Origin of the sequence: Nocardia sp. JCM 34519.1 (assembly GCF_020361265.1) — a bacterium.
GTDB classification, from domain to species: Bacteria; Actinomycetota; Actinomycetes; order Mycobacteriales; family Mycobacteriaceae; genus Nocardia; species Nocardia arthritidis_A.
On record NZ_JAIRBR010000032.1, the window covers coordinates 41,362 to 67,044 of the forward strand.

Genomic DNA, 25,683 nt, shown 5'->3' on the forward strand with positions numbered 1-25,683 from the left:
GTGATCGAGCGTGTCCGAAATCCGACGGCGGCTGTTCAAAGCGACCACCCAGGAAGATCACACCCCGGCCGAACCCGGCGCCGCCAAACGCCTACCGCTCGGTGTGTATGCCCTCGGGGCCAGCGTATTCGCGCTGGGCACTTCGGAATTCATCGTGTCCGGGCTGGTCGATCAGATAGCCTCCTCGATCCACGTCTCCGTACCCCAGGTCGGCCAGCTGATCACCGCGTTCGCGCTCGGCATGCTCATCGGCGCACCCGTGATGGCCGTACTGACCCTCGGACGAGACAGGAAGACAGTGCTCTTGGCCGCCCAGATCGTCTTCTGCATCTCGGATCTACTCACCGTGATCCCGGTTCTCGGCGTCATGTTCATCATGCGGCTGATCGCGGCCATGGCCTGCGCGACCGCGTTGACCGTCGCCGAGGTGATGGCCGTCGCCCTGGCCGGTCCCGACCGGATGCCGCGGGCGATCGCGGTGATCCTCGGCGGTATGACGCTGGCGACCGTGGCGGGCGTACCGCTCGGAAGCCTGATCGGCGCGCAGTTCAATTGGCAGGTCATCTTCGTTTTGATCGGCGTGATGAGCGCCTTGGGCGCCGTACTCGTCACGATCTTCGTGCCCAGGCTGCCGCGCGACCGCGGCCCCGAGGTCGGACTGCGCACCCTGGTCGCCCGCGAACTGCGATCGCTGGTGCAGGTCCGGGTTTTCGTCGCCCTCGCCACCATCGTGCTGTTCGAGATGGCTCTGTTCAGCGTGTACGCCTACGTTCAGCCGCTACTCACCGATGTCAGCGGTATCAGCGTGCATCGAGTTCCGTTCGTGCTGTTCCTGTTCGGTGTCGGATTATTCATCGGCAACACCATCGGTGGCCGACTGGCACAGTGGTCCGCCATGAAAAACGTCATCGGCAGCCTTGTCGCGATAATCATCATGATGCTGGTGCTGCGGGCCGTCGTGCACAACGCGATCGCCGCGTCCGCCGCGGTCACCGTCCTCGGCGTGTGCGCGTTCTCGATGACCGCCACGCTCAGCTCGCGGGTGATCGGGTTCGCGGTGGCGGCGCCGACCCTTGCCGTCGCAATCGTCATGTCCTCCTTCAATATCGGCAATGCGATCGGTCCGGTGATAGGCGGCGCCGTCATCGCGCACGCGTCGCTCGCCGATGTCATCTGGGTCGGGGTAATCGTCGACACGCTCGCGTTGGCCACCGCGTTCGCATCCGCCGCCATCGAGCGTCGGCGCGTGTTCGCACCGGTTCCGTGAACGACAGCCGGCGTCCGCGAACCGATGGTCAGATAACTATATAAGATGATAGCATTTGTTAGTTGATCGAGTATCAGCAGCACTCCACCATCCGTTTCGAATACCCGGAGATAACGCGATGACCAGCGCACTGAGAACAAATAAACTCCGAAAGTTGTTCAGCGCATACGATGCCGACCAGGACGGCGTCATGGACGAGCTCGATATCACGGCACTGGCCCAAATGTGGTGCGACACATACGAACTTCCGCCGCGTTCGGCCGAGTGGAACAGAATTCATCGACAGGCCCACCGCATGTTCCGGGATATGCCCGGGTCGGTTGACGCCGATGGGGAGAAAAAGGTGACCATCGACGACTGGATGTCCTGGGGCGATGATCCGGAATTCCGGCAGTTCGTCGAATCGTCCGCGATACCGTTCAGCATGGCGGTGTTCGCCGCGGCGGACAAGGACCAGGACAAGCGGATCAACGCGCGGGAAATGATGGCGGCCCAGATCAAAGGCGGGATGTCCGAGGAGGAGACGAACAAGGCATTCGCCCTGTTGGACGCCGACGGCGATGGTTACATCACCACGGATGAATATATTCAAGCCTTGCGAGAATTCTATTTGAGCGACGACCCGGCCGCGCGGGGTAATCACATCGCCGGCGAATTGTAGCCGCGGGGCTGTCCTCGAAGTCCGGCCGGATCGGACTTCGAGGACAGGCTCTAGACTGCCGCGACGGACCTGCGGTGCACCGTCATCGGGAGCGCGTCCACCGGCATCGTGACAGCGGGTTTCGGCCGGACCTGATGCCCTGGCACGGACACCAGCCGCCAGCGCGCGACGATCGTCGCGAGCACCAGAATCAATTCGGTCCAGGAGAACGTCTCACCGATACAGCCGTGGACACCGGCCCCGAACGGCATGAAAGCATTGCGCTGTGCCGCGGTCAGTCGCTCGGGTAGCCAGCGGTCGGGATCGAATCGCTCCGGGTCGGCGAAGATCTCGGGATTGTGATTGAGCGCGTAGAAGCTGTAGAGAACCGCCTCACCGCCCGGTATGCGGTAGCCGCCGAGTTCGGTATCCTCGGTCGTCATCCTGGTCTGGAAAAAGCCCTGCGTTCGCAGGCGTAGTGTTTCGGTGAGCACTCGGCGGGTGTATTCCAATCGGCCGACATCGTCGAATTGGGCCGCCCGCCCGGCGAGCACGCCGTCCACTTCCTCGTGCAGCCGCTTCTCGACATCCGGATGGGTGGCGATCTCATGGAAGGCCCACGACAGAGTATTGCTGATGGTATTGCTTCCGGCGATGAAGAAGGTCAGCACCTCGTCGTGTATCTGTTGATCGCTCATGCTCGGGCTGCCGTCATCGTCTCTGGCGAGAAGCATCATCGACAAAAGATCGCCGCGATCTTCGCCGCTCGCCCGATACTCCCTGATCGTTTCGTGGATGGTCCGCCGCAAATAGTCCTCCGACTCCCGGTATCGGCGATTTCCCGGTGTCGGCAGCTTCGTCAGCAGGCCGGTCGTATCCGTCATGCGCCGGAACAAGCCGCCGAGTACGACTCCGGTGGCGTCCATGAACCGCCGCTGGTCCAGCGAGGTGCCCGGCGCGAAGATCACCTGGGTGACATTGGCCAGGGCGAGTTCGTCCATCTCCCGCTCTATCCGCATGGTGTCGCCGTCGGACCAGGCGTCGATCTTGGCCACGACGAGTTCGCTGATCAGCGAGCAGTAATGGATGATCCGCGTGCGGTGGAATGCGGGCTGCAGCAGGCGCCGCTGGCGCCGATGGAAATCGCCGTCCGAAATCCCGAGGCCGTTACCGAACATGACGCGGAAACGTTCGGTGATCGGGCCGCCCCTGGCGAATATCTCCGGTGCCCGCATCACCTGCCGCATCAGATCGGCGTCGTTGACGACATACATCGGACGGCGGCCGAGCCGGATCACGGTCACCGGATCGCCGGACTGCAATGAGAGCAGCAGTGGGCCCGGACGTCGCTTCATATCGAGCCCGTGGCCCAGTAGCGGCATACCGCCTGGTGTAACCGCCGGCTGTCGAGAAATAGTGGTCATCGGTTCGCCACTTTCTGAATCGGACCGCGCGAGTCATTCATGACCAGGACCGGCATGGGCGGCCGACGGCGCGGTGGCGAGAGGCGCACCGGTTTCCAACAGAGCCTTGAGATTGTTCATGAGCCCGGGCCAGCCACCGCTACCCTCGAGTTGGCCGCTGATCGCCCGATACATGACGCTGCCGGGTTCGAAACCGTCATGGATCACGGTCAACCGAACCTTGCCGTCGCTCTCGGGTTCGATTTCGAAGGTGACCTTGGTGCGCGGTTCCTTCACGTACTCGGCGAGTTCCTCATCCGTCCAGCCGAAGAGCATGGCGTGTGCCGGTTGTAGCAGGTGCCAGCTATAGGAAAGGGTTCGATACGGGTCGGCCGCCAGCACCACCTGGCCCAGATCCTGAAATTCCTCCTCCGGCATGTTCTGCCATTTCACCGGTGACCCCACCCGCCAATCGGATTGCATGGCGACGCCGAACCAATATCGGCGGGTGAATTCAGGTTCGGTCAATGCCGCCCACAGCTGTTCCGGTGTCGTCGCGATGCGTGTCGTGTAGGTGAATTCCATGATGCTCATCTTCTTTACTTCGATAATGCTGTATAGCGAACTGGTTTCGACTGCCCCAGCCTCGGTCGATACGCTCCGGCGCCGTGGCCGCAACCCGCATCGCGACGTCACCCGCTATCCGTACTACTTCATCTGAGCGTTCCCATCAGGGCAGCCGCAGGTTCGGTGGATGCTCGTCCAGCACCACGCGGAGTATGACGTCGTGTTCGAGGGCCGCTTTCAAAGCGCTGAGCAGATAGGTGAATCCGGCCGTGGAATCCCGGACACTGTCGATCTGGGCTTGGAGATCGCCCGTGTACCCGGTCTCGGTGATATGCAGATACGTGGTGTCGTTTTCATACGGTATCAACGAGAATTCGACGGTCGTAGGCTTGTCGGGGTTGTAATTGTCCCAGGTGAACTGGATCGTGCGGTCGATGTCGAATTTCTCGACCCGGATCGTGCGCGCCGCGCCGTACATTTCCCACTCCCAGGTGAGTTCGGCGCCCTCGGCCATCCGGCCGCTGCTCTTCGTGTACCAGAATTTGGAGGTTATCGAGGGGTCGGCCAGGGCCTCGAAGACGTCGTGCGGCGGACGACGGATGAGCATGCCGACATCGACTGACAGCGGTTTGATCGACTGCGGTGCAACCATGGTGTCTCCTGTCGCTGAGCGGGTTCGGTAAAGCTTTCGATAGTGTTCGGGATCCACTGTAACGGCGGATGGGTGTCGTCGTGGGCCATTCGAGCAGGCGAGCACCGAGTTCGCGGTCATCGCTTGTCGCCCTTGAGGTCTCGGGGCCTTTGCTCTACCTTGAGCAGCGGCACGTTCACTATCCGAAACCAAAGGAGAAACCCTGTCATGGGTGAGGTGGATGCCGCGGCGATCGAGCCGATGTGGCCCAAGGGTGCGAGCGAGGAGTACATCGCGGCCCGTATCGAACTGGCGAAGGCCGAGCGCACGTTGCGCGATCAGATCGAGGAGGTGGCCGCCGCGCGCCGACGGATGCCCCTCGGTCGCATCCTCGACGATTACTCCTTCGCCGAGGGCCCAGCCGATCTCGGCAGGAATGAGCCGATCCGGACCACCAGATTGCGGGAGCTGTTCGGGCAGCACGACACCCTGGTCGTCTACCACTTGATGTTCCACCCGAACGACGACGAAGCCTGCCCGATGTGTTCGATGTGGGTCGACGGGTTCCAGGGCGTCGCCCATCATCTGGCCCAGCGCACGAGTTTCGCCGTCATCGCCAAGGCACCCCTGCCGAAGCTGCGCGGCTGGGCATTGCGGCGCGGATGGGACGGGCTGCGCATCCTCTCCAGCCACGGCACGACTTTCAACGCCGATCTGAGCGCCGAGCGACCCGACGGTGATCAGCGTCCGATGATCAGCGTCTTCACCACCGAGGGCGACCAGGTGCGGCACTCTTACACGCTGCCCGCGAACTTCCTCGACGACGCCCAGCGCGGCATCGACCTGTTGTCCCCGGTCTGGAACGTCCTCGACCTGCTGCCCTCGGGCCGAGGGGACTGGTACGCCGAGAACCGGTACGCCGGGCGCGAGCGCCGAGTCTGACCCGCACGCGCCCGAAACTCCTGCGGCACAGCACGATCCGGAACCCGGCCCGCAATGAACGCTGCCACGGCAGCAGAATGAGGCGACCGCCGGAACTCGTTACGTGCGGGCCTCCGGTGCCTGGTCTACAGCAGATTTTCGGGGCTCGCAGCCGACTCGGCCGACTGCGTATCGTTGGCTGTCTTCGCAAAACGGTTACGAACTTCTAAGGACAGCTGGTGGTTTCGCTGCGACGAACTATCCGACTGGGCGCGACAGCCACCCTGATGTCGGCGCTGGCATTCGGCGCGGGCTGCTCGACCGAACACGCGACGGCTGGCGGGTCCCCGTCGGATTCGGCCGTCACACCGCCAACCTCCGCGGCGACACCGACGACCGTAACCGCCTTACCTCCGACGACCACCGCGAAGCGATTGGACGCCACCCTCGGCCCCGTCGGCTACGACGGAATCGACCTGAGGATGACCGTCGCTCAGGCCAGGGACAGCGGGAAGATCGCCGAGATCATGGGCACGGACGACGATTTCGGATGCCGCCGGTTCACCACCCGCACCGGATGGGTCGGCTATATGAATAAAGGCAAGGTCGTCTCGATCATTCCGAAGGACGCCCCGCACACCCCGGAGGGGATCACCGCGGGTTCGACGCTCGCCGAGGTCCGCGCGGCGTACCCGGACCTGCGATTCGGGGTCAACTGGAGTTCGGCCACGGTGCCCGGCCATCCGGAGAACCGCTACGGATTCATGGGAATCTATAGCAACGACAACGGAACAGGACAGGCGGTCGACTCACTGCTGCTGTTCGCCGCCGACACGGACGTCTGCCACAACTAGTGCCTCGCCGAACTACTTACGGGTCGGTAATCAGTCCGGTGAATATCTGGTTTCGGTGTTGAATCGCCGGACGAAAACAAAATTTGCTGCGCCTCGCAATTCCCGCAATATCGTCGATGCGAATCCGCGGCCCGCACCCCAAAACCTCTCCTCCCCTGCGGTTCCGGCGAGCCAATAGCAACTGAACCGGGCGGTTACCTTTCTTCGATGAAGTGAGCAACGAGGAAGAAGACCGAGCCGGAATCGGATGCCAACCTTGAATGCAGATCCTGCGAAGGAGGGCATGCGGATGGCTTCGATTCCAGGGCGGTTCCGCCGAACGATCTTGACACCGGATATCCGACAGACATTGTTGAAGGTCCGCGGCTTCCCGGTTCGCAATCCGGAGGCCCGACAATGCCTCGAGGTCGCGGGACGAACCTTCGTGGAAGGATTCGCGGTCGCCGCCGAACAGGAAACGGCGGCCGAGGCCGCCGCCCAGCTATCCCGAATCGACAGTGCGCGAAGGGGTTTCGCCTTCGAGGGCGCGGCGATGGCGCTGGCCATCCGGGACGCTCTTCCGCTGGGGCACAACCATCACCTGTCGGACTTTCGCGCCGTCGCCGATGAGCACATTTACATGATCTATGTCGGTGCGGGCTGGGCGCTGGCCAGGCTGCCGCGCCGACTGCACCGCGCCGCGCTGCGCGGGCTGACCGATCCGGTGTTGATCTGGTTGACGCTGGACGGCTACGGCTTCCACCAAACCTACTTCCGCACAGAGCAATACGTGAAACGCAAGCATATCGACCGGACGCCGCCCATGGTCTCCACCCGGCACCCGAGCTATGCGCCGCGGGCAATCGATCAGGGCATCGGACGTGCCCTGTGGTTCGTCTCGGGCGCCGATCCGGAGCTGGCCCGCAGGTTGATCGAGGAATTCCCGGAACCGCGCCGCGCCGACCTGTATGCCGGGCTCGGGCTGGCCGCCACCTATGCCGGCGGCGCGACCACGGACGAGTTGCGCGCACTGTGCGAGGCCGCGACAGAATACCGTCGCTGTCTCGGTCAGGGCGCGGTCTTCGCCGCCGAGGCCCGCGCGCGGGCCGGAATCGTATGCCCCGCAACACGATCCACGCTGCAGACGATCACCGGACTCGGCGTCGGCACTGCTTCCGAAATCGCCGTCGCCACCCGCCCGGCGAGCCCGACCATCGACGGCCGGGTCGGCTTCGAGGTCTGGCGGGAACGGATCCGGCGGCAATGCCTCACCGCCGCGGCGTCGACGACTCAGACGGGAGCCGAATCGTGAAGGTGCGCACCAAACTCCTTGTTCCCGCGCTCGGCGCGGTGCTGTTGCTGCTGTCCATCTTCCTGATCGGACGCGCGCAGGTCACCACCCCGGATCCGGCGGAGGTCGCCGCGGCCTACCGGCTCGACCCCATGCCGATCGCCATGCCGCCCGGCTACGACCAACTGCCGAAAAATACTGTGCGCCAGGTGAATCCGGCATACCAGAAGCTGCGCTCGTGGATCTCCTCGGTCGGTGCGTCGATCGCGATCAACGACCTCGTCGGGCACGGGCGATCCGACGGTATGTGCATCGTCGACACCCGCACCAACGCGGTGGTGGTGACCTATACCCCCACCGCGCCCGCGGCCGACCGCTTCACGCCGTTCGCCCTCCGGCCGGATCCGCTCATCGTGGATTCGACGATGGCGCCGATGGGTTGCGCCCCAGGCGATTTCACCGGTGACGGGCAGATGGACCTGCTCGTGTACTACTGGGGCCGCACGCCGATCATCTTCCAGCACAACGCCGCTACCGTCCTCTCCGCCGCGGCCTATACCCCGGTGGAGGTCGTCCCGTCGGGCAGTACCCGCGATCGCTACAACGGCGAATTGTGGAATACCAACGCGATCTCCATCGCCGACTTCGACGGCGACGGGCACCCCGACCTGGTATTCGGCAATTATTTCCCGAACTCCGGCGTACTCGATCCGAACGGGCATCCCGATGTCGTCATGAACGATTCCATGTCCAATGCCAGGAACGCGGCGGGCGAGCGCGTATTCCGTTGGACGGGAAACGATCCCGCCGGGCATCCGACCTATGCCGAGCAGAAGGACGCGGTCCCCGTCGCGGACGCCACCGGATGGACGCTCGCGCTCGCATCGGGCGATCTCACCGGTGATCTGCTCCCGGAACTCTATATCGCCAACGACTTCGGCCACGATCATCTGCTCTACAACCAGTCGACGCCGGGTCACATCCGCTTCAGCGCCGCGACCGGTCGGCGCACCTGGACCACGCCCAAATCCTTTGTCCTCGGCAATGATTCGTTCAAGGGGATGGGCGTCGATTTCGCGGATCTGTATCAGCGCGGGAAATTCGACATGGTCGTCAGCAATATCGACACCCCGTGGGGGCTGCAGGAAAGCAATTTCGTGTGGCGCAACGACGCGGCGAGCCCCACGGCAATGCGCGACGATCTCGCGGCCGGCGAGGCGCCGTTCTCCCAGCAGGCCCAGCAACTCGGGCTGGCCTGGACGGGCTGGTGCTGGGATGTGAAGGCCGCCGACCTGCGCAATTCGGGGAACCTCGATGTCCTGCAGACCGCGGGATTCGTCCAGGGCAACGACGCCGACAACCGGTGGGCCTGGCTGCAAGAGCTCGCGACGAGTAACGATGTGCTGCTGCACAATCCGGAGTTGTGGCCGCGGGTGACGCCCGGCGACGATATCGCGGGCAGGCACACCATGGCCCTGTACGCCAAGGGCGGCGACGGCAAATATGTCGATATCACCGCGCAGGCCGGTACCGATGCGGCCATACCGACGCGCGGCATCGCCGTCGCCGACACCACCGGCACCGGAATGCTCGATTTCGCTGTCGCCAGGCAGTGGGGTCCGCCCGCCTTCTTCGCCAACCATTCGCCGAATCCGGGCAGGCCGCTCGAGCTGCGGCTCTACCGGCCGACCCAAACCGCCAGCGCCCCAGGGGTATTCGGCCAGCCTGCCTACAACGCGGACGTCACGGTGCGCACCGCCGACGGAAAGACCATGCGCGGCCAGCTCGACGGCGGCAGCGGGCACAGCGGTAAACGCAGTTTCGACGTGCACTTCGGCCTCGGCGCCACCGCCGGTCCGGCGACCGCCGAAATCGAATGGCTGGACACCACCGGCGGCCGCCACCAGCAGACCCTCCAGCTCAGCCCGGGCACCCACGCGCTGATGCTCACCGACACCGCCACCGAGATCGCCGAGGAGGTCACCGCGCCATGACAACGCTCATCCGCAGACGCAACATCGGCGAGCAGGGGTCAACCGTCGCCGCCGCGACCAACGGCGCCCGGCCGAAACCCGAAGCGGCAGTGCGGGATATACGCTATCTCGCATTGCGGAACTTCGCGATCTCGCTCAGCGCGCTGAATATCGTCGGCTACACCCTGCTCGGCTTCGAACAACCACCGCTGTGGCCGATCCTGGCGATTCTGGCGGCCTATGCGATCGACCTGGTTTTCGAAACCCTCACCGCGTGGTCGCGCGATACCTCGCCCAGATATCTGGGACGCGGGGCGCGGGGCGTCTACGAATTCCTGTTGCCCGCCCACATCACCGCGCTCGCGGTGAATATGCTGCTGTACGCCAACAATCAGTTCTGGCCGATCCTTTTCGCCGTGGCCGCCGCGATCACCAGCAAGTACGTCTTCCAGGCGCCATTCGGTGGGCGGATGCGGCATTTCATGAACCCGTCCAACTTCGGGATCACCTTGGCGCTGCTGTGTTTCAGCACCTGGATCAGTGTCGCGCCGCCCTATGAATTCGGCGAGAACATCAACACGATGTTCCGGATCGCGGTCCCGTTCATTCTGGCCATCGCGGGCACGCTCATCAATGCCACGCTGGTGCGGCGGATTCCGCTGATCGTCGGCTGGCTCGGCGGGTTCGTCATCCAGGCGATCGTGCGGCACGAACTGTTCGATGTCGCCTTGTTCGCCGCGCTGGGCACGATGACCGGCACCGCGTTCATCCTGTTCACCAATTACATGATCACCGATCCGGGTACCACGCCGTTTCCGGCGAAGGCGCAGTTCATGTTCGGTGCGTCCGCCGCGACCGTGTACGGGCTGCTGATGGTGTTCAACGTCGTCTACACGCTGTTCTTCGCGGTGACCATCGTGTGCGCGATCCGCGGGACATACGCGTGGATCGCGCACTGGGTGCGGGCCGCCCGCAAGTCCCGGCTCCGAGCGGAGCCCGCGCCGGAGTTGGTGCACGCCGCCGTCCAGCGGGTCTGAACCGATGGCTCGACTGGCAATCGTCGGCATGGCCTGCCGCTTTCCCGATGCGGCCAACCCCGCCGAGCTCTGGGAGAACGTGCTCGCCGGACGGCGCGCATTCCGGCCGATACCGGATGTGCGGTTGAACGCGGCCGATTATTACGACGGTGATCCCGCCGCGGCCGATCGGCACTATGCGACGCACGCCGCGGTGATCGAGGGCTGGACCTTCGATCGGGCCCGGCATCGGGTGGCCGCCAACGTTTTCCGCTCCACCGATATCGCCCACTGGCTCACCCTCGACACCGCGGCGGCCGCACTCGACGACGCCGGACTGCCCGCGGGCGAGGGCCTCGACCGGGCGCGCACCGGCGTCATCCTCGGCAATACGCTCACCGGCGATATGTCCCGGGCGAACGTCATGCGACTGCGCTGGCCTTATGTCCGGCGCACCCTCACCGGCGCGCTGCATCGCCGGGGTTGGCAGGCCGAGGAGATCGCGGACTTCCTCGACGAGTACGAGGCCGACTACAAGGCGCCGTTTCCGGAGATCACCGAGGACAGTCTGGCGGGCGGGCTGGCCAACACCATCGCGGGGCGGATCTGCAACCATTTCGATTTCGGCGGTGGCGGATTCATCGTCGACGGGGCCTGTTCCTCGTCGCTGCTCGCGGTCGCGCAGGCGGGTGACGCGCTGATCACGGGTCAGCTCGACGCGGCGCTCGTCGGCGGCGTCGACCTCTCGATCGATCCGTTCGAACTCATCGGTTTCGCCAAGACGAAGGCGCTGTCGAGTTCGGGCATGCGCGTCTACGACGAACTGTCCAACGGTTTCTGGCCGGGCGAGGGTTGCGGGGTGATCGTGCTGCTGCGCGCCGAGGACGCGGATTCCCTTGGCCTGCGGACATATTCGACAATCGCGGGCTGGGGTGTCTCCTCGGACGGCCGCGGCGGCATCACCCGTCCCGACCGCGACGGGCATCTGCGCGCGATCGAGCGCGCGTACCGGATGGCCGGCTTCGGCATCGATACCGTCGACTATCTCGAGGGCCACGGCACCGGCACGGCCGTCGGCGACCGCACGGAACTGGAGGCATTCGATCGGGCGCTGGCGGCACGACATGATCGGCGGCCGGTCGCACTCGGCACGATCAAAGGCAATGTCGGACATACCAAAGCGGCGGCCGGTATCGCGGCGCTGATCAAAGCGGCGCTTGCCGTGCATCGCGGCACCATTCCGCCGGTCACCGGGACCGAGCGAGCACATCCCGTCCTCACCGATTCGAATCGCATCTACCTCCCCGACACGGCGACGCCGTGGCCGCGCCCCGATCACCCGCGCCGCGCCGGAGTGTCGTCGCTGGGTTTCGGCGGCATCAACACCCACGTCGTGGTGGAGAGCGGGCAACCGCCGCGACCGCTGCCCCGATCGCTCGACACCCGGCTCGCACACAGCGCCCAGGATGCCGAACTGCTGGTGCTCTCGGCGGCGACACCGGCACAGTTACAAACCCGGCTGCGCGAGGTCGCCGGCCTCGCGGCGCGCTGTTCGTTCGCCGAACTCGGCGATCTGGCCACCGAGCTGATCAATACCGACGCCGAATTGCCGGTCAGGGCGGCCGTCGTCACCGATGCGCGCCAGGCCGCGCGCCGGCTGACCGAACTCGCCGACGCGCTCGCGGCCGGCGAGCACCGCCGGTTCGCGCCGGAGCGCGGCCAATTCCTCGGCGCGCGAACCGAATCCGAGCCACGCATCGGATTGCTGTTCCCGGGACAGGGTGCACCCGGGCAAGGTGACGGCGGTGCGCTCGCCCGCCGGTTCACCACCGTGGCCGACCTGTACCGGCAGGTCGGCGTCCGGGACGCGGGTGCGGCGACCGAGGACGCGCAACCGCGCATCATCACCGCGGAGCTGGCCGGGCTGCGCCTCCTCGATACCGCCGATGTGCACGCAGCCGGCTGTGTGGGGCACAGCCTCGGCGAACTCGCCGCCATGCACTGGGCCGGTGTCTTCGACGAGATCGAGGTCGTCCGCACGGCGGACTTCCGCGGCCGGGCGATGCAGCGCGCGGCCACCGCCGAAACCGGTGCCATGGCGACGATCCGGACGTCGGCCGACCGCGTCACGCCGCTCGTCAACGACAGCCCGGTGGTGATCGCCGGATACAACGGACCTCAGCACACCGTGATCGCCGGCCCGGCCGATGCCGTCGACGCCGTGCTCGTCACCGCGCGGGCCGCCGGTTTGCACTGTCAGATGCTGCCCGTTTCGCATGCCTTCCATTCCCCGTTGGTCGCACCCGCCGCGCGGGCGATCCGGGACTACCTCGACCAGATCGAGATCGGCCGGATCAAGCGGCCGGGGATGTTCTCGACCGTCACCGGGGGCCCGCTCGAACCCGGCACCGCGGTCACCGAGTTGCTCGAGCGTCAGGTACGCGCGCCGGTTCGGTTCGCGGCCGCGCTCTCCCAGCTCGCCACGGGCTGTGATCTTTTGATCGAGGTCGGTCCCGGCCGGTCGCTGACGACGCTGGCCGCCGACACCTGTCCGATGGTTCCGATCGTCGCCATGGAGACCGACGGCAATTCCGTCGCGGGCGCGCTGCGCACGCTGGCCGCCTGCTATGCCCTCGGCGGGCGTCCCGATCTGCGCACGACCACCGCCGACCGCTTCCACCGCGCCTTCGCACTCGACAAACAGTTCGTCTTCATCGAAAGTCCCTGTGAGCGCGCACCGGACGACTCGCAGCTGCGCCGGGCCCGGACCACGCGGCCGCAGCCCATCGAAAATGCTTCCGCCGCAACGGATGTCACCTCGTCGTTCGCTATGCTGCGCGAACTCATCGCGGCCAGAGCCGAACTGGCTGCCGAGGACATCACCCCGAATCTGCGCCCGATGGACGACCTGCACATGAGCAGCATCACCATCACCCAGCTCGTCGCGGACGCGGCACAGCGGATCGGCGTCGCGGTCCCCGAGCCGACCACCAATGTCGCGACGGCGACGATCGCACAGCTCGCCGAGGCGATCGACGAGCTGGCGAATTCGGTCGGCGATCCGGTGCCCGCGCACGACGACCTTCCCGGTGTCGACAGCTGGGTGCGGCCGTTCACCGTCGACCTCGTCGGTATTCCCCACCCGCCCTTGCCCACCGAAGATCAACCGGGTCGCTGGCAGGTCCTGGCACCGGCCGATGATCGGATCGCCATGGCCCTGCGCCATCAGCTCGCGACGGCTCACTGCGGCGACGGCGTCCTGCTCCGGCTCGGCGACTCCCCGCGCGAATCGACCGCGACCGGCGTCGAGCGCATGCTCGCCGCCGCCAGAGCGGCGCTCGATACGCGGACTCGGTTCGTCGTCGTCGATGACGGTGGTAACCGCGGCGCCGCCGCGCTCGCCAGAACCCTGCATCTGGAAGCGCCCTCGGTGCGCACCACCATCGTCCACACCGCGCCCGGCGCGCCGCCTGCGGACACCGCGCGCATGGTCTGCGCCGATATCGCCGCGACGACGACCTTCCGCGAGGTCCACTACGACGCGGAAGGTGTTCGGCGCGAACCGGTCCTGCGTGAGCTGACGCTCGGCCGGTCCCGGCTGCCGCTCGACTCGGCAGGCGTACTCGCCGTCACCGGCGGGGCCCGGGGCATCACCGTCGAATGCGCGACCGCGCTCGCACAGCGCACCGGATGTAAACTCGCGATCATCGCGCGCACCCCGGCCACGGATCCCGATGTCACGACGAATATGGACCGGCTGCGCGAATTCGGCGTCACCGCAAAGTATTACGCCGCCGACGTCACCGACCGGAGCCAGGTCGCGGCCGCCGCCGCGGCGGTGCGGCGCGAGCTCGGCGTGATCACCGGCATCCTGCACGGCGCCGCGGTCAACACCCCGGCCGCGCTCGGCTCACTCACCACCGATGACGTCATGCGCATCGTCGCACCGAAAATCGACGGTCTGCGCAATCTGCTCGACTGCGTCGACCTCGCCGCGCTCGGTCTGCTCGTCGGTTTCGGCAGCATCATCGGCCGGGCGGGGCTGCGCGGCGAGGCGCACTATTCGATCGCCAACGACTGGCTGCGCACCACCATCGATACCGTGGCCGCGCAGCTGCCGCGGTGCCGCTGCCTGACCATCGAATGGTCGGTGTGGGCCGGAACCGGTATGGGTGAGCGGCTCGGCGTACTGGATTCGCTGATCCGCGAGGGTATCGAGCCGATCTCGGCCGATGCCGGTATCGAGGTCATGCTCGATCTGCTGCGCGCCGAGGATTGTCCGACCAGCGTGGTCGTGCTCGGCCGCACCGCGAACCTGCCGACCATCCGCTTCGACAAATCCGAACTGCCGCTGCTGCGCTTCCTGGAACGGCCGCGGCTGCACTTCCCCGGCATCGAAGTGCTTGCCGAAGCCGATATTTCGACGACGACCGATCCATATCTCGCCGATCACCGATTCGCCGGCGACGCACTGTTCCCGGCGGTCATGGGGATGGAGGCCATGGCACAGGCGGCGACGGCGTTGTTCGGTGCTGGACACCATATCGAATTGCGGGATCTGGAATTCCTGCGGCCGATCACCGTGCCCGAGGACGGCACCACCATCCGGATCGCCGCATTGCGCACCGGCGCGGCGGTGCGGGTCGCGATTCGGTCCGGTACCACCGGTTTTCAGCTCGATCATTTCCGCGGAGTGTGCAAACTCGCAGCGCCTGGCGCAGCCGCCGAACCGGTGCGGCAATTCGCCGATACCGAATCCGCCGACCTCGGCATGGCGATCGATTCGGACTTCTACGACCGGATCATGTTCCACGGGCCGATGTTTCGCGCGGTGCGGGATTACCGGCACCTCTCCGCGAAACAATGCGTCGCGCGGATCCGGCTGGGTGAGACGCGCTGGTTCTCGCCCGTGGTGCCGAATGCGCTGATCCTCGACGACCCGGCGGCACGCGATGCGTTCATGCACGCCATTCAGGTCTGCGTACCCGATGCGACGCTACTGCCCTCGAAAGTGGCCCGGGTGCGGGCGTTTCCGGTGCCGACCGAGGTGCGGGCGGTGACGCTGACCGCGGTCGAACGCGCGCACGAAGGGGCGAGATACGTCTACGACGTCCTCGTGCGCGATCCGCGCGGGGCGCCCGTCGCGGTATGGGAGGGTCTCGAACTCACCGCGGTGACGCCGCGACCACCCACGGCCTGGACACCTGAATTCCTCGGCCCGTACCTGCAGCGTCACTTGGACACTGTGCTACCGGAACCCATGCGGGTGGCCATCATTCGCGATCGGCCGATGCCATCGGACACCGACGTCCATTCCCCGCGCCGCTCCGCCAGCCGCCGCGCACTCATTGCCGCGCTCGGCCGTGCCGTGCCGATCCACTACCGGCCCGACGGCAGGCCGCAGATCCCCGGCGAGCACGCGAGTTTCTCCCACGGCGCGGGTCTCACCATGGCCGTCGTCGGGGCGCGCCGGCTCGGCTGCGATCTCGAACCCGTCCTGCCACGCACGTCGGGCGAATGGAACTCGCTGCTCGGCCCGTCGGGTGTCGCACTCGCCGAGGCGTGCGCCAGAGCCGCGGCCGAATCGTTCGCCACCGCGGCCACCCGGGTGTGGAGCGCACGCGAGGCCGTCACGAAACTCGGTGTCACGGTGGCCAGACCGCGCCTGACGCTCGACGGCGGCCCGTCGGCCGACGGCTGGCTGACCTTCCGGCACGGGACCGATGTGGTGTGGTCGTTCGGGGCCACCGTCGCCGCCCCCGTCCCGGACCAACCCGTTGTGTTCTCGGTCGTCGAGAAGGGCTGACGCATGCAGGCTTACGAGATGACGCACACCGTCGGCTTCGAGGAGACCAACCTCGTCGGCAACGTTTATTTCGTGCACTACTTCCGCTGGCAGGGCCGCTGCCGGGAAATGTTCCTGATGGAGCACGCCCCCGACATCGTCGACGAGATCCGCCGCGACCTCAAGCTGTTCACCATCAAATGCGAATGCGAATACTTCGCCGAAGTGACCGCCCTCCAACGACTTACGATCAGGATGACCCTGACCGATCTCACCCAGACGCAGCTCGAATTCGAATTCGCCTATCTCGAGGTGGATGAGCGCTCCGGCGCCGAACACCTGCTCGCTCGCGGCAGGCAGCGCGTGGCGTGTATGCGCGGCGCGGGCACGCACGTCGAGCCGACGCGCGTGCCGGAGAGCCTGCGGCGCGCGCTCGAACCCTATCGCGCCGGATCCGACCCGCGGGTCGCGACGACCCGGCACTGATATGCGATCAGGACGCGTCGACGATGGCGGGTGTGGCCCCGGTGAGCTCGAGGTCGAGCAGGCGCAGGCAGCGCGCCAGCGAGGTGCTGTCCCCGGTGATCACCACCTTGCCCGACAGCACCGCGTCCAGGACGGCGATCTGCTCGGTGCCGATCCGGATGAAGGTCTCCGGATCGGCCGTGACGATCAGCGCGGGCTCGGCCGGCGCGGGTCCGCCGACGACGCGGGCGACCTGATTCGCGCACTGCACGTGGAACACCTCGTCGCCGATCCGGAATTCGTACGACTCGTCGACCTCGGGCGGTGGACCGACGGAGACCATCGCCTCGAGCGCGACGCGCCCCCATTCGGCGCGCACCAACCCATCCTGTTCATAGGAGGCGACATGCGACAGGCCCCAGGACGCCAGCCCGATGACCACCGGGCGCAACGCCTCGCCGCTCGGCGTCAGCCGATAGCAGACGCCGCGGCCGTCGCCGGATACCGATTCGCGCTGGACAACACCCTGCTCGGTGAGCATCTGCAGGCGCGCGGCGAGCAGATTCGGCCCGATGCCCACCAACGTCTCCTCGAGTAGCTGGTTGTACCGCTTCGGACCGGTCATCAGGTCACGGATGATCAGCAGCGTCCAGCGCTCCCCGACGATATCGAGCGCCGCCGCGACCGCGCACATCTGCGCGTATCGCTTCGTTCCCATGCTGCCACCTCCGCTGTCCTGTAGTGCAACTGTTAGCTACATAGATACATGGTAACCGGTATCCACCACATCTTCCGGAAGCGACCGTTCGGAACTATTTGCCGCCGCACCGGCGCCGGTCCCTGATCTATCTCCAGCTGGACGGCCGAATCCGGGACCGATCACCGCCAGCCGGAACAAGGTCGAAAACCGCAACCCCGATCAGGTTACCCCAGTAAACTACATCAAAATATAGTGTCATCCGCAAATCTGGCCCACACAGGGGGATCGAACCGCGATGGAAAACCCACCCGATACCGCCGCGACGACCGCGCGCCCCATGGCCTTCCGGCTCGGATTGGGCCTGACCGTGCTCGGCGTCGCCCTGCATATCCCCATGTTCCTCGAGTCGCGGGAGATGCACTATCACCTCGCCGGAATGCCGATGACCCCGGAAATGGTGATCGGCATGGTCCTACTGTTCCTCGGGGTCGGTATATCAATTTACGGCTTGGTTCCACATGAAACCGCCACGAACCGGCCGCGCCGCCGAATAAGTATCGAACCGCTCGACGACACGCCGATTCGCCCGGCGCATATCACCCTGCTGCTCGCACTCGCCGCCGCGGTGACGATCGATGTGATGAAACCGGTCGCGCTGGCTTTCACCGCGCCCGGCGCTGCCGCGGAATACGGATTGAAAGGTCCGTTGAATCCGCACGCCGCCGCATTGCCGATCGCGCTGTATCCACTTTCCGGCATCACCGGCACGATGATCGGCGCATTCATTTGGGGATGGCTCGGCGACCGCATCGGGCGGCGGGCCTGCATTCTGCTCGCGGGAATTGTCTTCATCGCGACCTCCACCTGCGGTGCGATGCCCGCCTATTGGCTCAATCTCGTCACGTGTTTCGCCATGGGGCTCGCCGTCGGCGGGATGCTCCCCATCACCTTCGCGCTGCTGTCCGAAACCGTCCCGCGCAGGCATCGCGGCTGGATGATGATCCTGATCGGCAGCGATATCGCCGGTGCGTACATCATCGTCAGCTGGCTGGCGTCCACCTGGGCCGCGCCCGATCGCTTCGGCTGGCGGCTGCTGTGGTTGATCGGCCTGCCGACCGGATTGGCGCTGTTCGTGCTCAACCGGTGGATCCCGGAATCGCCGCGCTTTCTACTGCGCATGAATCGCGCGGGTGAGGCGGCCGCGGTTTTGCGGCGGTACGGCGCGGAAATCATCGAAACCGATACCCGGCCCGACGCCGAGGACACCGTCCGCAACAGCTCATGGCAATTGCTGCGCAAGCCGTTTCTCGGATTGTCCGTGGCGGTGGCGCTGCTCGCACTCGGCGTCGGCACCACCCAGTACGGATTTCAACAGTGGATGCCGTCGAATCTGCAGCGGCTCGGTCTCTCGGAGGTCGCCGCGAGCTCGGTGCTGCGCAATGCCGCCATTCTCGGATTTCCACTGAGCATTCCGGTCGCACTGCTGTACGGCTTCTGGAGCAGTAGGAAAACCGTCATTCTGATGGTCGCGGCGATTACGGTCGCGCTCTCGGCGTTCGTCGCGCTGGGCGATCGGGTCGGTGACAATCGGGTATTGCTCTACGTACTCCTGGTCATACCGGTCTGGGGCATCAATACTTTGAACGCCACCCTGGCCGCCTTCACCGCCGAGGTCTACCCGACGGTGGTGCGGGCCCGCGGCAGCGGGTTCTCCGCGGGCGCGACCAAGGCGGGCGGCGTATTCATCCTCGGCGCCGCCGTCGCCGCGATCGCCGAGCCGTCCATCCGGCTCACCGCGGCGGTCGGCGTGCTACCGCTCGGCCTGGCGGTTCTCGCGCTGGCCGCCTACGGACCCGAGACGAGGCACCGGCACCTCGAACGCATCACCGCCGCCCAGTTGCGGACCGAATCGGCGGCGTAAACCTCACGCGCTCAACGCATTCCGCGCGGCCGCCAGATGCGCGGGCGACGCACCGCAACAGCCGCCGAGAATGTCGAGGCCGTAGTCGGCGCGCCACCGGACGAGCAGTTCGGCGAATTCGTCCGGATGCAACGCGCTCGGCAGTCCCCCATCATCGGTGCGCGGCCCGGTGCGGTCCTCGATATTCGGATAGGCGCCGATCAATCCGGCCCTGCCGCGGCACAGCGCGCGCATCGCTGCCTCGGTTCCGGCCGGTGACGTGCAGTTGACGAGTACGGCCTCGGCCCCGGCGCGCTGCACCGCGTGCACCGCGCCGGACAGATCCTCACCGGAGAGCACCCTGCCGTCCGCGCCGCAGACGAACGACACCCACGCCCGCCCGCCGACGGCGAGCACCTGCTCCAGCGCGATCCGGGCCTCGCGGATGGTGTTCATCGTCTCCAGCAGGAACAGATCGACGCCGGCTCGCGAGAGCTCGCGCGCGAGCCACCCGTGTTCCGCGCGCAGTTCCGCATCCTCGGGCACCAGATCCGGTCGATAGCAGTCCTCGACCGGTGCGATCGAACCGGCGATCCACGCCTCGGGCGCACGGGCCTCCTTGCGCGCGGCGCCCGCGACGCCGACGGCCGCGTGCACCATCCAGGCGCGACCCGCGTCATCGAGCCGGGTTCGGCGCAGCGCACGCAAATTGGTGCGGAAGGTATCTGCCGTGATCACCTGAGCGCCCGCGGCCAGATATGCCTCGTGCACCGACTGCAGGACCTGCCGTTTGGCCTCCGTGCGCAGGGCCGCGGTGGTCCACCATGGGTCGGCCATCGGGATGCCCGCCCGCTCCAACTCGCTGGCGACGCCGCCGTCGAGCAGCAGAACTCCTTCGGGGGCATGGGAATTCGTCATCTGTCACCTTCCAGGGCGCACTGCAGATCCTCGATCAGATCGGCCGGATCCTCGATACCGACCGAAAGGCGAATCAGGTCGTCGGTGATACCGGCCGCGATCCGGGTCGCCCGCGGTACCGGCCGGTGCGTCATCAGGGCGGGACATTCGATCAGCGAACGCACGCCGCCGAGGCTCACCGCGCACGCGAACAGTTCGGTGCGCGCCATGAGCTTCTCCGGATCGCCGAGGTACCGGAAACTCACCATCGAACCGGGTCCCGACATCTGCGCGCGGACCAGGTGGTGTTGTGGATGTGCCCGCAGGCCAGGGTATTTCACCTCGTCCACGGCCGTCGAGGCACACAGCACATCGGCGAGCGCCTGCGCGGTCGCCGTTTGTCGGGCCACCCGCAGCGACAGCGTTTTGACGCCGCGATGCACCATATAGCAGTCAAAACCGCTGGGCACGCCGCCGGTCACCGTCCGGTGCGCGACGAACCGCCCGTGCAGATCCGCGTCGCGGCACACCAGTGCGCCACCGAGCACATCGGCGTGTCCCGCGATGAATTTCGTTGTGCTGTAAAGGCTTACGTCCGCACCAAAATCCAATGGGCGTTGCAGGGCCGGGCTGGCGAAGGTGTTGTCGACCACCAGTACCGCGCCGCATTCCCGGGCCAGCTCGGCGGCCTCGGCCAGGTCGGTGAGCTCGAGCAGCGGGTTGCTCGGAGTCTCCACCCACACCATCGCGGTGTCGGCGGCGAGCGCCTGCCGCAGCTCGGCCGGATCGGTCGAATCCACATAGTCGACCCGGATCCCGAAGCGGGCGAGGCTTTCGAACAGCGCGTAGGTGCCGCCGTAGATATCGTGCGAGGACACCAGCCGCTGCCCCGGCGACAGCAGCGAAAGCGCCGCGGTCGCCGCCGCCTGCCCCGACGAGAAGACCGCGCAGTACGGCGCGTCCTCCAGCGCCGCCAGGCATTCCTCCAGCGCTTCCCTGGTCGGATTCTCCCCGCGCGAATAGAACAGCCGCGGCGGATCCTGCGCGAAGCGATCGTAGGTGGTCGCGATGTGGACCGGCGGCACGATATCGCCGCTGCCCGGGGTGGACCGCTGCCCGCAGTGGACCAATCTGGTGTCGAAGCGCATGGCGATCAGCCGATCGGTGCGACTGCCCGCAGCAACAGGGCGGTACTCGGCAGGGACACCTCGCCGTCCGGTCCGCGATAGGGTTCGACGGCCGCGCCGACCGCGGCCCAGGTCCGCGGATCATCGGCGCTGCCGAACCGCTCTCGCAGCATGTCCTTCAGGCTCGGCGGGCTGACCACCTTGCTGAATTCGATGTAGCGATCCGGTGATTCGAGTACGAACGGCACCTGGAAGCGGGTCACGGCGACCGCGCCGAAGCCGGCCTCGGTCAGTTCCGCGGTCACCGTCTCCGGGTCGGCCATGCTGAACGGTCCCGGCGCACCCGGCGGCCCCGGCGGCAGGCCGAGTCGTTCGGCGATCACCCGGAAACCGAGCGACATCATCGGCGCCAGCGCCGGTTCGGCCCACACCGCGGCGGCCAGCACCCCACCGGGCACTAGTACCCGCGCCAGCGTCCGGAACATGGCGACCCGATCGACCGCGAACATCAGTCCCCACCGGCTGAGCACGACATCGAAAGCGGCGGAAGGGAATTCCTGCGCCTCGACATCGCCGACCACGAATTCCACCTGGCCGAGTCCGGCGGCCCGGTCCCTGGCACGGGCGATCATCTCGGGCGCGAGGTCGATACCGGTGACCCGCCCGGTGGGGCCGACCACGGACGCCGCGGTCAGCGCGGGTTGCCCGGTGCCGGTGCCGATATCGAGCACCCGTTGGCCCGCACCCACCCCGGCGAGTTCGAGCAGTCGCGCGGTCACCGCCGCGCCACCGGTCTCGAAATCGTCCTGACACGACAGCCATCCCGCGCTGATCGCGTTCCAGGTGGCGCGCTGGGTCCGCTTGAAGCTCACCGGATCGAAGACCGTTTCCATGTTCGTCCCCTTCATCGGTGGCTCGCGGCGGCCGGGTCGACGGCCAGAAACCGTTCTGTCGGATGCTCTTTCGTCCATACGCCGGGTTCGACGGTGGTCAGTGCGCGGCGCACCAGATCGATCTCCGCCTCGGTGTTGTAGATCCCGAACGACAGACGCACGGTGCCGACCACCTCGAAGGTGTCGACGAAGACGTTGGCGCAGTGCACCCCGCTGCGCACCGCGACACCGTGCCGGTCCAGGTGGCCGCCCACGTCGTAGGGATGGATGCCGTCGACGACCAGCGAGACGATGCCGTTCGGGTCGGCGGCCGGATCGCCGAGTACCCGCACCCGGGGCACGCCCGCCAGCGCCTCGACCGCGGTGCGCACCAAATACTCGTCGTGGTAACGGATTTCGTCCCAGCCGAGCCCGGCGAGATAGTCGAGCGCCGCGGCCAAACCGACGGCGCCCGCGACATGCGGTGTACCCGCCTCCAGCCGCGCGGGCGCGGGCACGTACGCCACGGGTTCGTCGAGGGTCACGCCCTTCACGGTTCCGCCGCCCACCTGGTACGGCTGGAGTCCGGACAGCAGCTCGGCCCGGCCGTACAGCACGCCGATACCCATCGGGCCGTAGACCTTGTGCCCGGAGAAGCAGTAGAAATCCGCATCCAGTTCACGGACGTCGACCGGCCGGTGCGGCACCGCCTGTGCGCCGTCGACCACCACCGGTATGCCGTGCCGGTGCGCGTATTCGATCAGCGTCCGAACCGGATTCACCGTCCCCAGGACGTTCGACACGTGCGCGACCGCGGCGAGCCGCACCCTGGGGCCGAGCGCGGCGGCGAAGCGCAGCGGATCCACTCGACCGTCGGCTTCGACCGCCACCACGACCAGTCGAGCCCCGGTGCGCTCGCAGAGCCGCCGCCACGGCAGCATGTTCGAATTGTGTTCCATACCGGTGACGACCACCTCGTCACCGGCCGTGACCACCGACCGACCGAAGGTGTCGGCGAGCAGGTTCACCGATGCCGTCGTGCCTGGGGTGAAGACGATTTCGTGTGGGTACCGGGCGTTGATCGTGCGGCGCACCGTCTCGCGCGCGTGCTCGTACGCGTCGGTGGCGGCCATGCTCAGCTGGTAATAGCCCCGGCCGATATTGCTGTTGACGCCGCTGTAGTAGTCCACCAGCGCGTCCAGTACGGCCTGCGGCTTCTGCGTGGTCGCGGCATTGTCCAGATAGGTGAGCGGATGTGCGCCGAAGCGCCGCCGCAGAATCGGAAAGTCGTCGCGAATCACCTCGCCCAGTGCCGAGGAACTGATCTTTCTCATATTCATCAGATCGGCCACTAGATCACTATATCTAATTGAACTTAGTTTGCCTAGGAGGTACTCCGATCCGGTTGTCGACTCGGCGGAGTGAACAAGGTTCGGAACCGATCCAGATAATCCGGCGGGTACTCGAACACCTTCTGCGGCGGGTACCGGCGCTCGTGCGCGCGCGGACCGTAGAAGTACCAGCAGATCTGTGCGACGTGCTCGGTGAACACCACCGGATGGACCGCCGCGGAATACATTCCCATATGACAGAACGCCGCCATGAACTCACCGCGCGGCCCGAATCCGCTGCGGGACAACACATGTCCGAAGATATCGTGCACGGCCCTGAACAGGTCGTTGTGCCGGAACTCGACACCGTCGACCACCACACCGGACGGTTCGAGCATCGGATGGTCACCGGCCGCGGGGCCGGGCCCGTGCGCCGTAGTCGTCAAGTAGACGTACAGCACGGAATCGGCGCGCACCGACTGCCGCAGCTGCGCCGAGCCACCGTACGGCTGTCCCTCGCCGAGCCACGGCCGCACGGCGATACCCGAGTCGACGATCATTCGGTACTGCCGCAAATTCTCCCGTTTGAATCGCGCATAACGCTCGGCCAAGCGTGCTTCCCAAGCCATGCGCGGCGCATGCTCGAAATAAGTGGCGACCCGGTGACAGAACTGCTCGTCCCAAGACAGCCGGTAGGTGGCGAGCGCCGCGATACCGGGCCCGCTGCCAGGCAGATATCTGTCGAGATAGGCCTGCGCGCGATTGCCCAGATCAACGCCCACGAATATCTCCCTCGCCGAACAGGCCGCGCATGAGCTGCGGCTTGGCCGCCTCCTGGAAATCCATATCCGGATCCAGCCGCCGGATCGCGCCCTCGATCACCAGCAGCGAAAGCAGCGGAAATACCAACTCGGGCGCCGCGTGAATGCCGAAGCGGCGCATCAGATCGAACATTTCCATGGCAAACGCGATCAGGCTGAACTCCTGGGCGGACTGACCGTGGCTGCGCATCACGAGATCGGCCATTCGTACGGTGAATCCGTCGAGGTCGGCGTCCTCGGCCAGCCGGGTGGCGCTCTGTATCACGATTTCGGCCGCGTGCGTACCGCGCCCGATCGCCATATTCATGAAGAATTCGGCGAACAACCGGCGCAGCCGGTCGGTGAGCTGCACGCTGAATCCGGCATCCAACACCACGGCCTGGGCACTGCGCGTGAAATACAGATTGCCCGGATGCATATCACAGTGCACGAACCCGTCGACGAACAGCATCTGATACATGGCGGCCATACCGGAGGCGGCCAGACGTTTTCGCGTGGCAGGAGAACAATGCTCGGCGGTGTCCACCGCGAGATCCGGAATGAATTCCATGACGATGCAGCGCGGACGGCACGCCTCGGGATAGACCTTGGGCACCCAGACGCGCGGCACCTCGGACAGATTCTTGCGGAGGCGGCGCAGATTATCGGCCTCCCGTTCGAAATCGAGTTGGCCGAGCACGGCGCCCGCCATATTCGCGACGACCTCCTCGACCGGAACGCCGCGAAATACCGGCAGCCGCGCGACCAATGCCGCGCCACCCCGGATCAGCGCCAGATCCGCCGACATGGTCCACTCGATCCCCGGCCTGCGCAATTTGACCGCGACATCCTGCCCCGAACGCAGCCGCCCCCGATACACCGACGCCACACTGCCCGAGGCGACCGGTTGCGGATCGAGTTCGGCGAAAACGTCGTCGACCTCGGGCCCGTACGCCTCGGCCAGCGCGAGCGCCGTCTGCTCCGCATCCAGCGGCGCCACCGAATCCTGCAGCAGCGACAGTTCGTCACACAGTGCGGACGGCAGCAGGTCGCGCCGGGTGCCGAGCACCTGTCCCGCCTTGACGAAGGTCGGTCCGAGCAGCATCAACAGCGCGACCAGCCGGCGCCGGATATGCCGACCGCTCGCCCCGCGACCATGGCGCACCCGCTGAATCAGCGCACCCGGCAGCGCGGTAACCAGCACCGCGACCACGGTGCCGATGATGCGCGCGGCGCGCATCGTGAGCGCGAATCGGGTTCGCAT

General features: G+C 66.3%; 21 protein-coding genes. 11 read left to right on the forward strand and 10 right to left on the reverse strand.

The window, feature by feature from the left end; all coding sequences use genetic code 11:
* Positions 1–10 precede the first annotated feature (10 nt).
* Positions 11–1,267: an MFS transporter gene (locus tag LGY53_RS41235; RefSeq protein WP_225732115.1), complete on the forward strand. Its 1,257-nt coding sequence runs from the start codon at positions 11–13 to the stop codon at positions 1,265–1,267.
* A gap of 118 nt (positions 1,268–1,385) precedes the next feature.
* Entirely contained in the window at positions 1,386–1,928 is a 543-nt protein-coding gene (locus LGY53_RS41240) for an EF-hand domain-containing protein (protein WP_225732116.1), read from the forward strand.
* Positions 1,929–1,978: 50 nt separating this feature from the next.
* On the opposite strand, the gene LGY53_RS41245 is transcribed toward LGY53_RS41240, so the two are convergent.
* The gene (locus LGY53_RS41245) at positions 1,979–3,289 is read right to left on the reverse strand and encodes a cytochrome P450 (protein ID WP_225732687.1); all 1,311 of its coding nucleotides are present in this window, start codon (positions 3,287–3,289) and stop codon (positions 1,979–1,981) included.
* A 75-nt stretch (positions 3,290–3,364) separates the two neighbouring features.
* Positions 3,365–3,904 (reverse strand): SRPBCC family protein, encoded by a 540-nt coding sequence (locus LGY53_RS41250; protein WP_225732118.1) that lies wholly within the window; start codon positions 3,902–3,904, stop codon positions 3,365–3,367.
* Here LGY53_RS41250 and LGY53_RS41255 point away from each other — a divergent pair.
* Complete coding sequence (locus tag LGY53_RS41255; protein ID WP_225732119.1) at positions 3,894–4,031, forward strand: hypothetical protein; 138 nt, start codon at positions 3,894–3,896, stop codon at positions 4,029–4,031. The two genes, LGY53_RS41250 and LGY53_RS41255, sit on opposite strands and share 11 nt — an antisense overlap.
* 9 nt (positions 4,032–4,040) lie before the next feature.
* On the opposite strand, the gene LGY53_RS41260 is transcribed toward LGY53_RS41255, so the two are convergent.
* Positions 4,041–4,529 (reverse strand): SRPBCC family protein, encoded by a 489-nt coding sequence (locus tag LGY53_RS41260; protein ID WP_225732120.1) that lies wholly within the window; start codon positions 4,527–4,529, stop codon positions 4,041–4,043.
* Positions 4,530–4,736: 207 nt separating this feature from the next.
* On the opposite strand from LGY53_RS41260, the gene LGY53_RS41265 reads away from it, so the two are divergent.
* The 7 genes from LGY53_RS41265 to LGY53_RS41295 all read left to right on the forward strand — a co-directional run bounded on the left by LGY53_RS41265 (position 4,737) and on the right by LGY53_RS41295 (position 16,813).
* Positions 4,737–5,450 (forward strand): DUF899 family protein, encoded by a 714-nt coding sequence (locus tag LGY53_RS41265; RefSeq protein ID WP_225732121.1) that lies wholly within the window; start codon positions 4,737–4,739, stop codon positions 5,448–5,450.
* A gap of 218 nt (positions 5,451–5,668) precedes the next feature.
* A complete protein-coding gene (locus LGY53_RS41270) occupies positions 5,669–6,283 on the forward strand; it encodes a hypothetical protein (protein ID WP_225732122.1) in 615 nt (204 codons plus the stop codon).
* A 289-nt stretch (positions 6,284–6,572) separates the two neighbouring features.
* Positions 6,573–7,574 (forward strand): DUF1702 family protein, encoded by a 1,002-nt coding sequence (locus LGY53_RS41275; RefSeq protein ID WP_225732123.1) that lies wholly within the window; start codon positions 6,573–6,575, stop codon positions 7,572–7,574.
* The gene (locus LGY53_RS41280; RefSeq protein WP_225732124.1) at positions 7,571–9,547 is read left to right on the forward strand and encodes a CRTAC1 family protein; all 1,977 of its coding nucleotides are present in this window, start codon (positions 7,571–7,573) and stop codon (positions 9,545–9,547) included. Before LGY53_RS41275 ends, LGY53_RS41280 begins: the two co-directional genes overlap by 4 nt.
* On the forward strand, positions 9,544–10,563 hold the full coding sequence (locus tag LGY53_RS41285) for an RnfABCDGE type electron transport complex subunit D (protein WP_225732125.1): 1,020 nt from the start codon (positions 9,544–9,546) through the stop codon (positions 10,561–10,563). The genes LGY53_RS41280 and LGY53_RS41285 overlap by 4 nt, the downstream gene beginning before the upstream one ends.
* A 4-nt stretch (positions 10,564–10,567) precedes the next feature.
* A complete protein-coding gene (locus tag LGY53_RS41290) occupies positions 10,568–16,348 on the forward strand; it encodes a type I polyketide synthase (RefSeq protein WP_225732126.1) in 5,781 nt (1,926 codons plus the stop codon).
* 18 nt (positions 16,349–16,366) lie between these two features.
* Positions 16,367–16,813: a thioesterase family protein gene (locus LGY53_RS41295; protein ID WP_225732127.1), complete on the forward strand. Its 447-nt coding sequence runs from the start codon at positions 16,367–16,369 to the stop codon at positions 16,811–16,813.
* Positions 16,814–16,820: 7 nt separating this feature from the next.
* On the opposite strand, the gene LGY53_RS41300 is transcribed toward LGY53_RS41295, so the two are convergent.
* Complete coding sequence (locus tag LGY53_RS41300) at positions 16,821–17,510, reverse strand: winged helix-turn-helix transcriptional regulator (RefSeq protein WP_225732128.1); 690 nt, start codon at positions 17,508–17,510, stop codon at positions 16,821–16,823.
* Positions 17,511–17,787: 277 nt separating this feature from the next.
* On the opposite strand from LGY53_RS41300, the gene LGY53_RS41305 reads away from it, so the two are divergent.
* On the forward strand, positions 17,788–19,413 hold the full coding sequence (locus LGY53_RS41305; protein WP_225732129.1) for an MFS transporter: 1,626 nt from the start codon (positions 17,788–17,790) through the stop codon (positions 19,411–19,413).
* A 3-nt stretch (positions 19,414–19,416) separates the two neighbouring features.
* Here the strand turns inward: LGY53_RS41305 and LGY53_RS41310 are convergent, their stop codons facing one another.
* From LGY53_RS41310 to LGY53_RS41335, 6 genes are read right to left on the reverse strand one after another with little or no spacing between them, the layout of a single operon-like run.
* Positions 19,417–20,310, reverse strand: coding sequence for a homocysteine S-methyltransferase family protein (locus tag LGY53_RS41310; RefSeq protein ID WP_225732130.1), 894 nt, complete (start codon positions 20,308–20,310; stop codon positions 19,417–19,419).
* Positions 20,307–21,437 (reverse strand): PLP-dependent aspartate aminotransferase family protein, encoded by a 1,131-nt coding sequence (locus LGY53_RS41315; RefSeq protein ID WP_225732131.1) that lies wholly within the window; start codon positions 21,435–21,437, stop codon positions 20,307–20,309. The genes LGY53_RS41310 and LGY53_RS41315 overlap by 4 nt, the downstream gene beginning before the upstream one ends.
* A 5-nt stretch (positions 21,438–21,442) precedes the next feature.
* Positions 21,443–22,309: a class I SAM-dependent methyltransferase gene (locus tag LGY53_RS41320; protein ID WP_225732132.1), complete on the reverse strand. Its 867-nt coding sequence runs from the start codon at positions 22,307–22,309 to the stop codon at positions 21,443–21,445.
* A gap of 11 nt (positions 22,310–22,320) precedes the next feature.
* Positions 22,321–23,640: an aminotransferase class V-fold PLP-dependent enzyme gene (locus tag LGY53_RS41325; protein ID WP_225732133.1), complete on the reverse strand. Its 1,320-nt coding sequence runs from the start codon at positions 23,638–23,640 to the stop codon at positions 22,321–22,323.
* Between the two features lie 32 nt (positions 23,641–23,672).
* Positions 23,673–24,401: a crotonobetainyl-CoA--carnitine CoA-transferase gene (locus LGY53_RS41330; protein ID WP_225732134.1), complete on the reverse strand. Its 729-nt coding sequence runs from the start codon at positions 24,399–24,401 to the stop codon at positions 23,673–23,675.
* Complete coding sequence (locus tag LGY53_RS41335; protein WP_225732135.1) at positions 24,391–25,683, reverse strand: AarF/ABC1/UbiB kinase family protein; 1,293 nt, start codon at positions 25,681–25,683, stop codon at positions 24,391–24,393. The genes LGY53_RS41330 and LGY53_RS41335 overlap by 11 nt, the downstream gene beginning before the upstream one ends.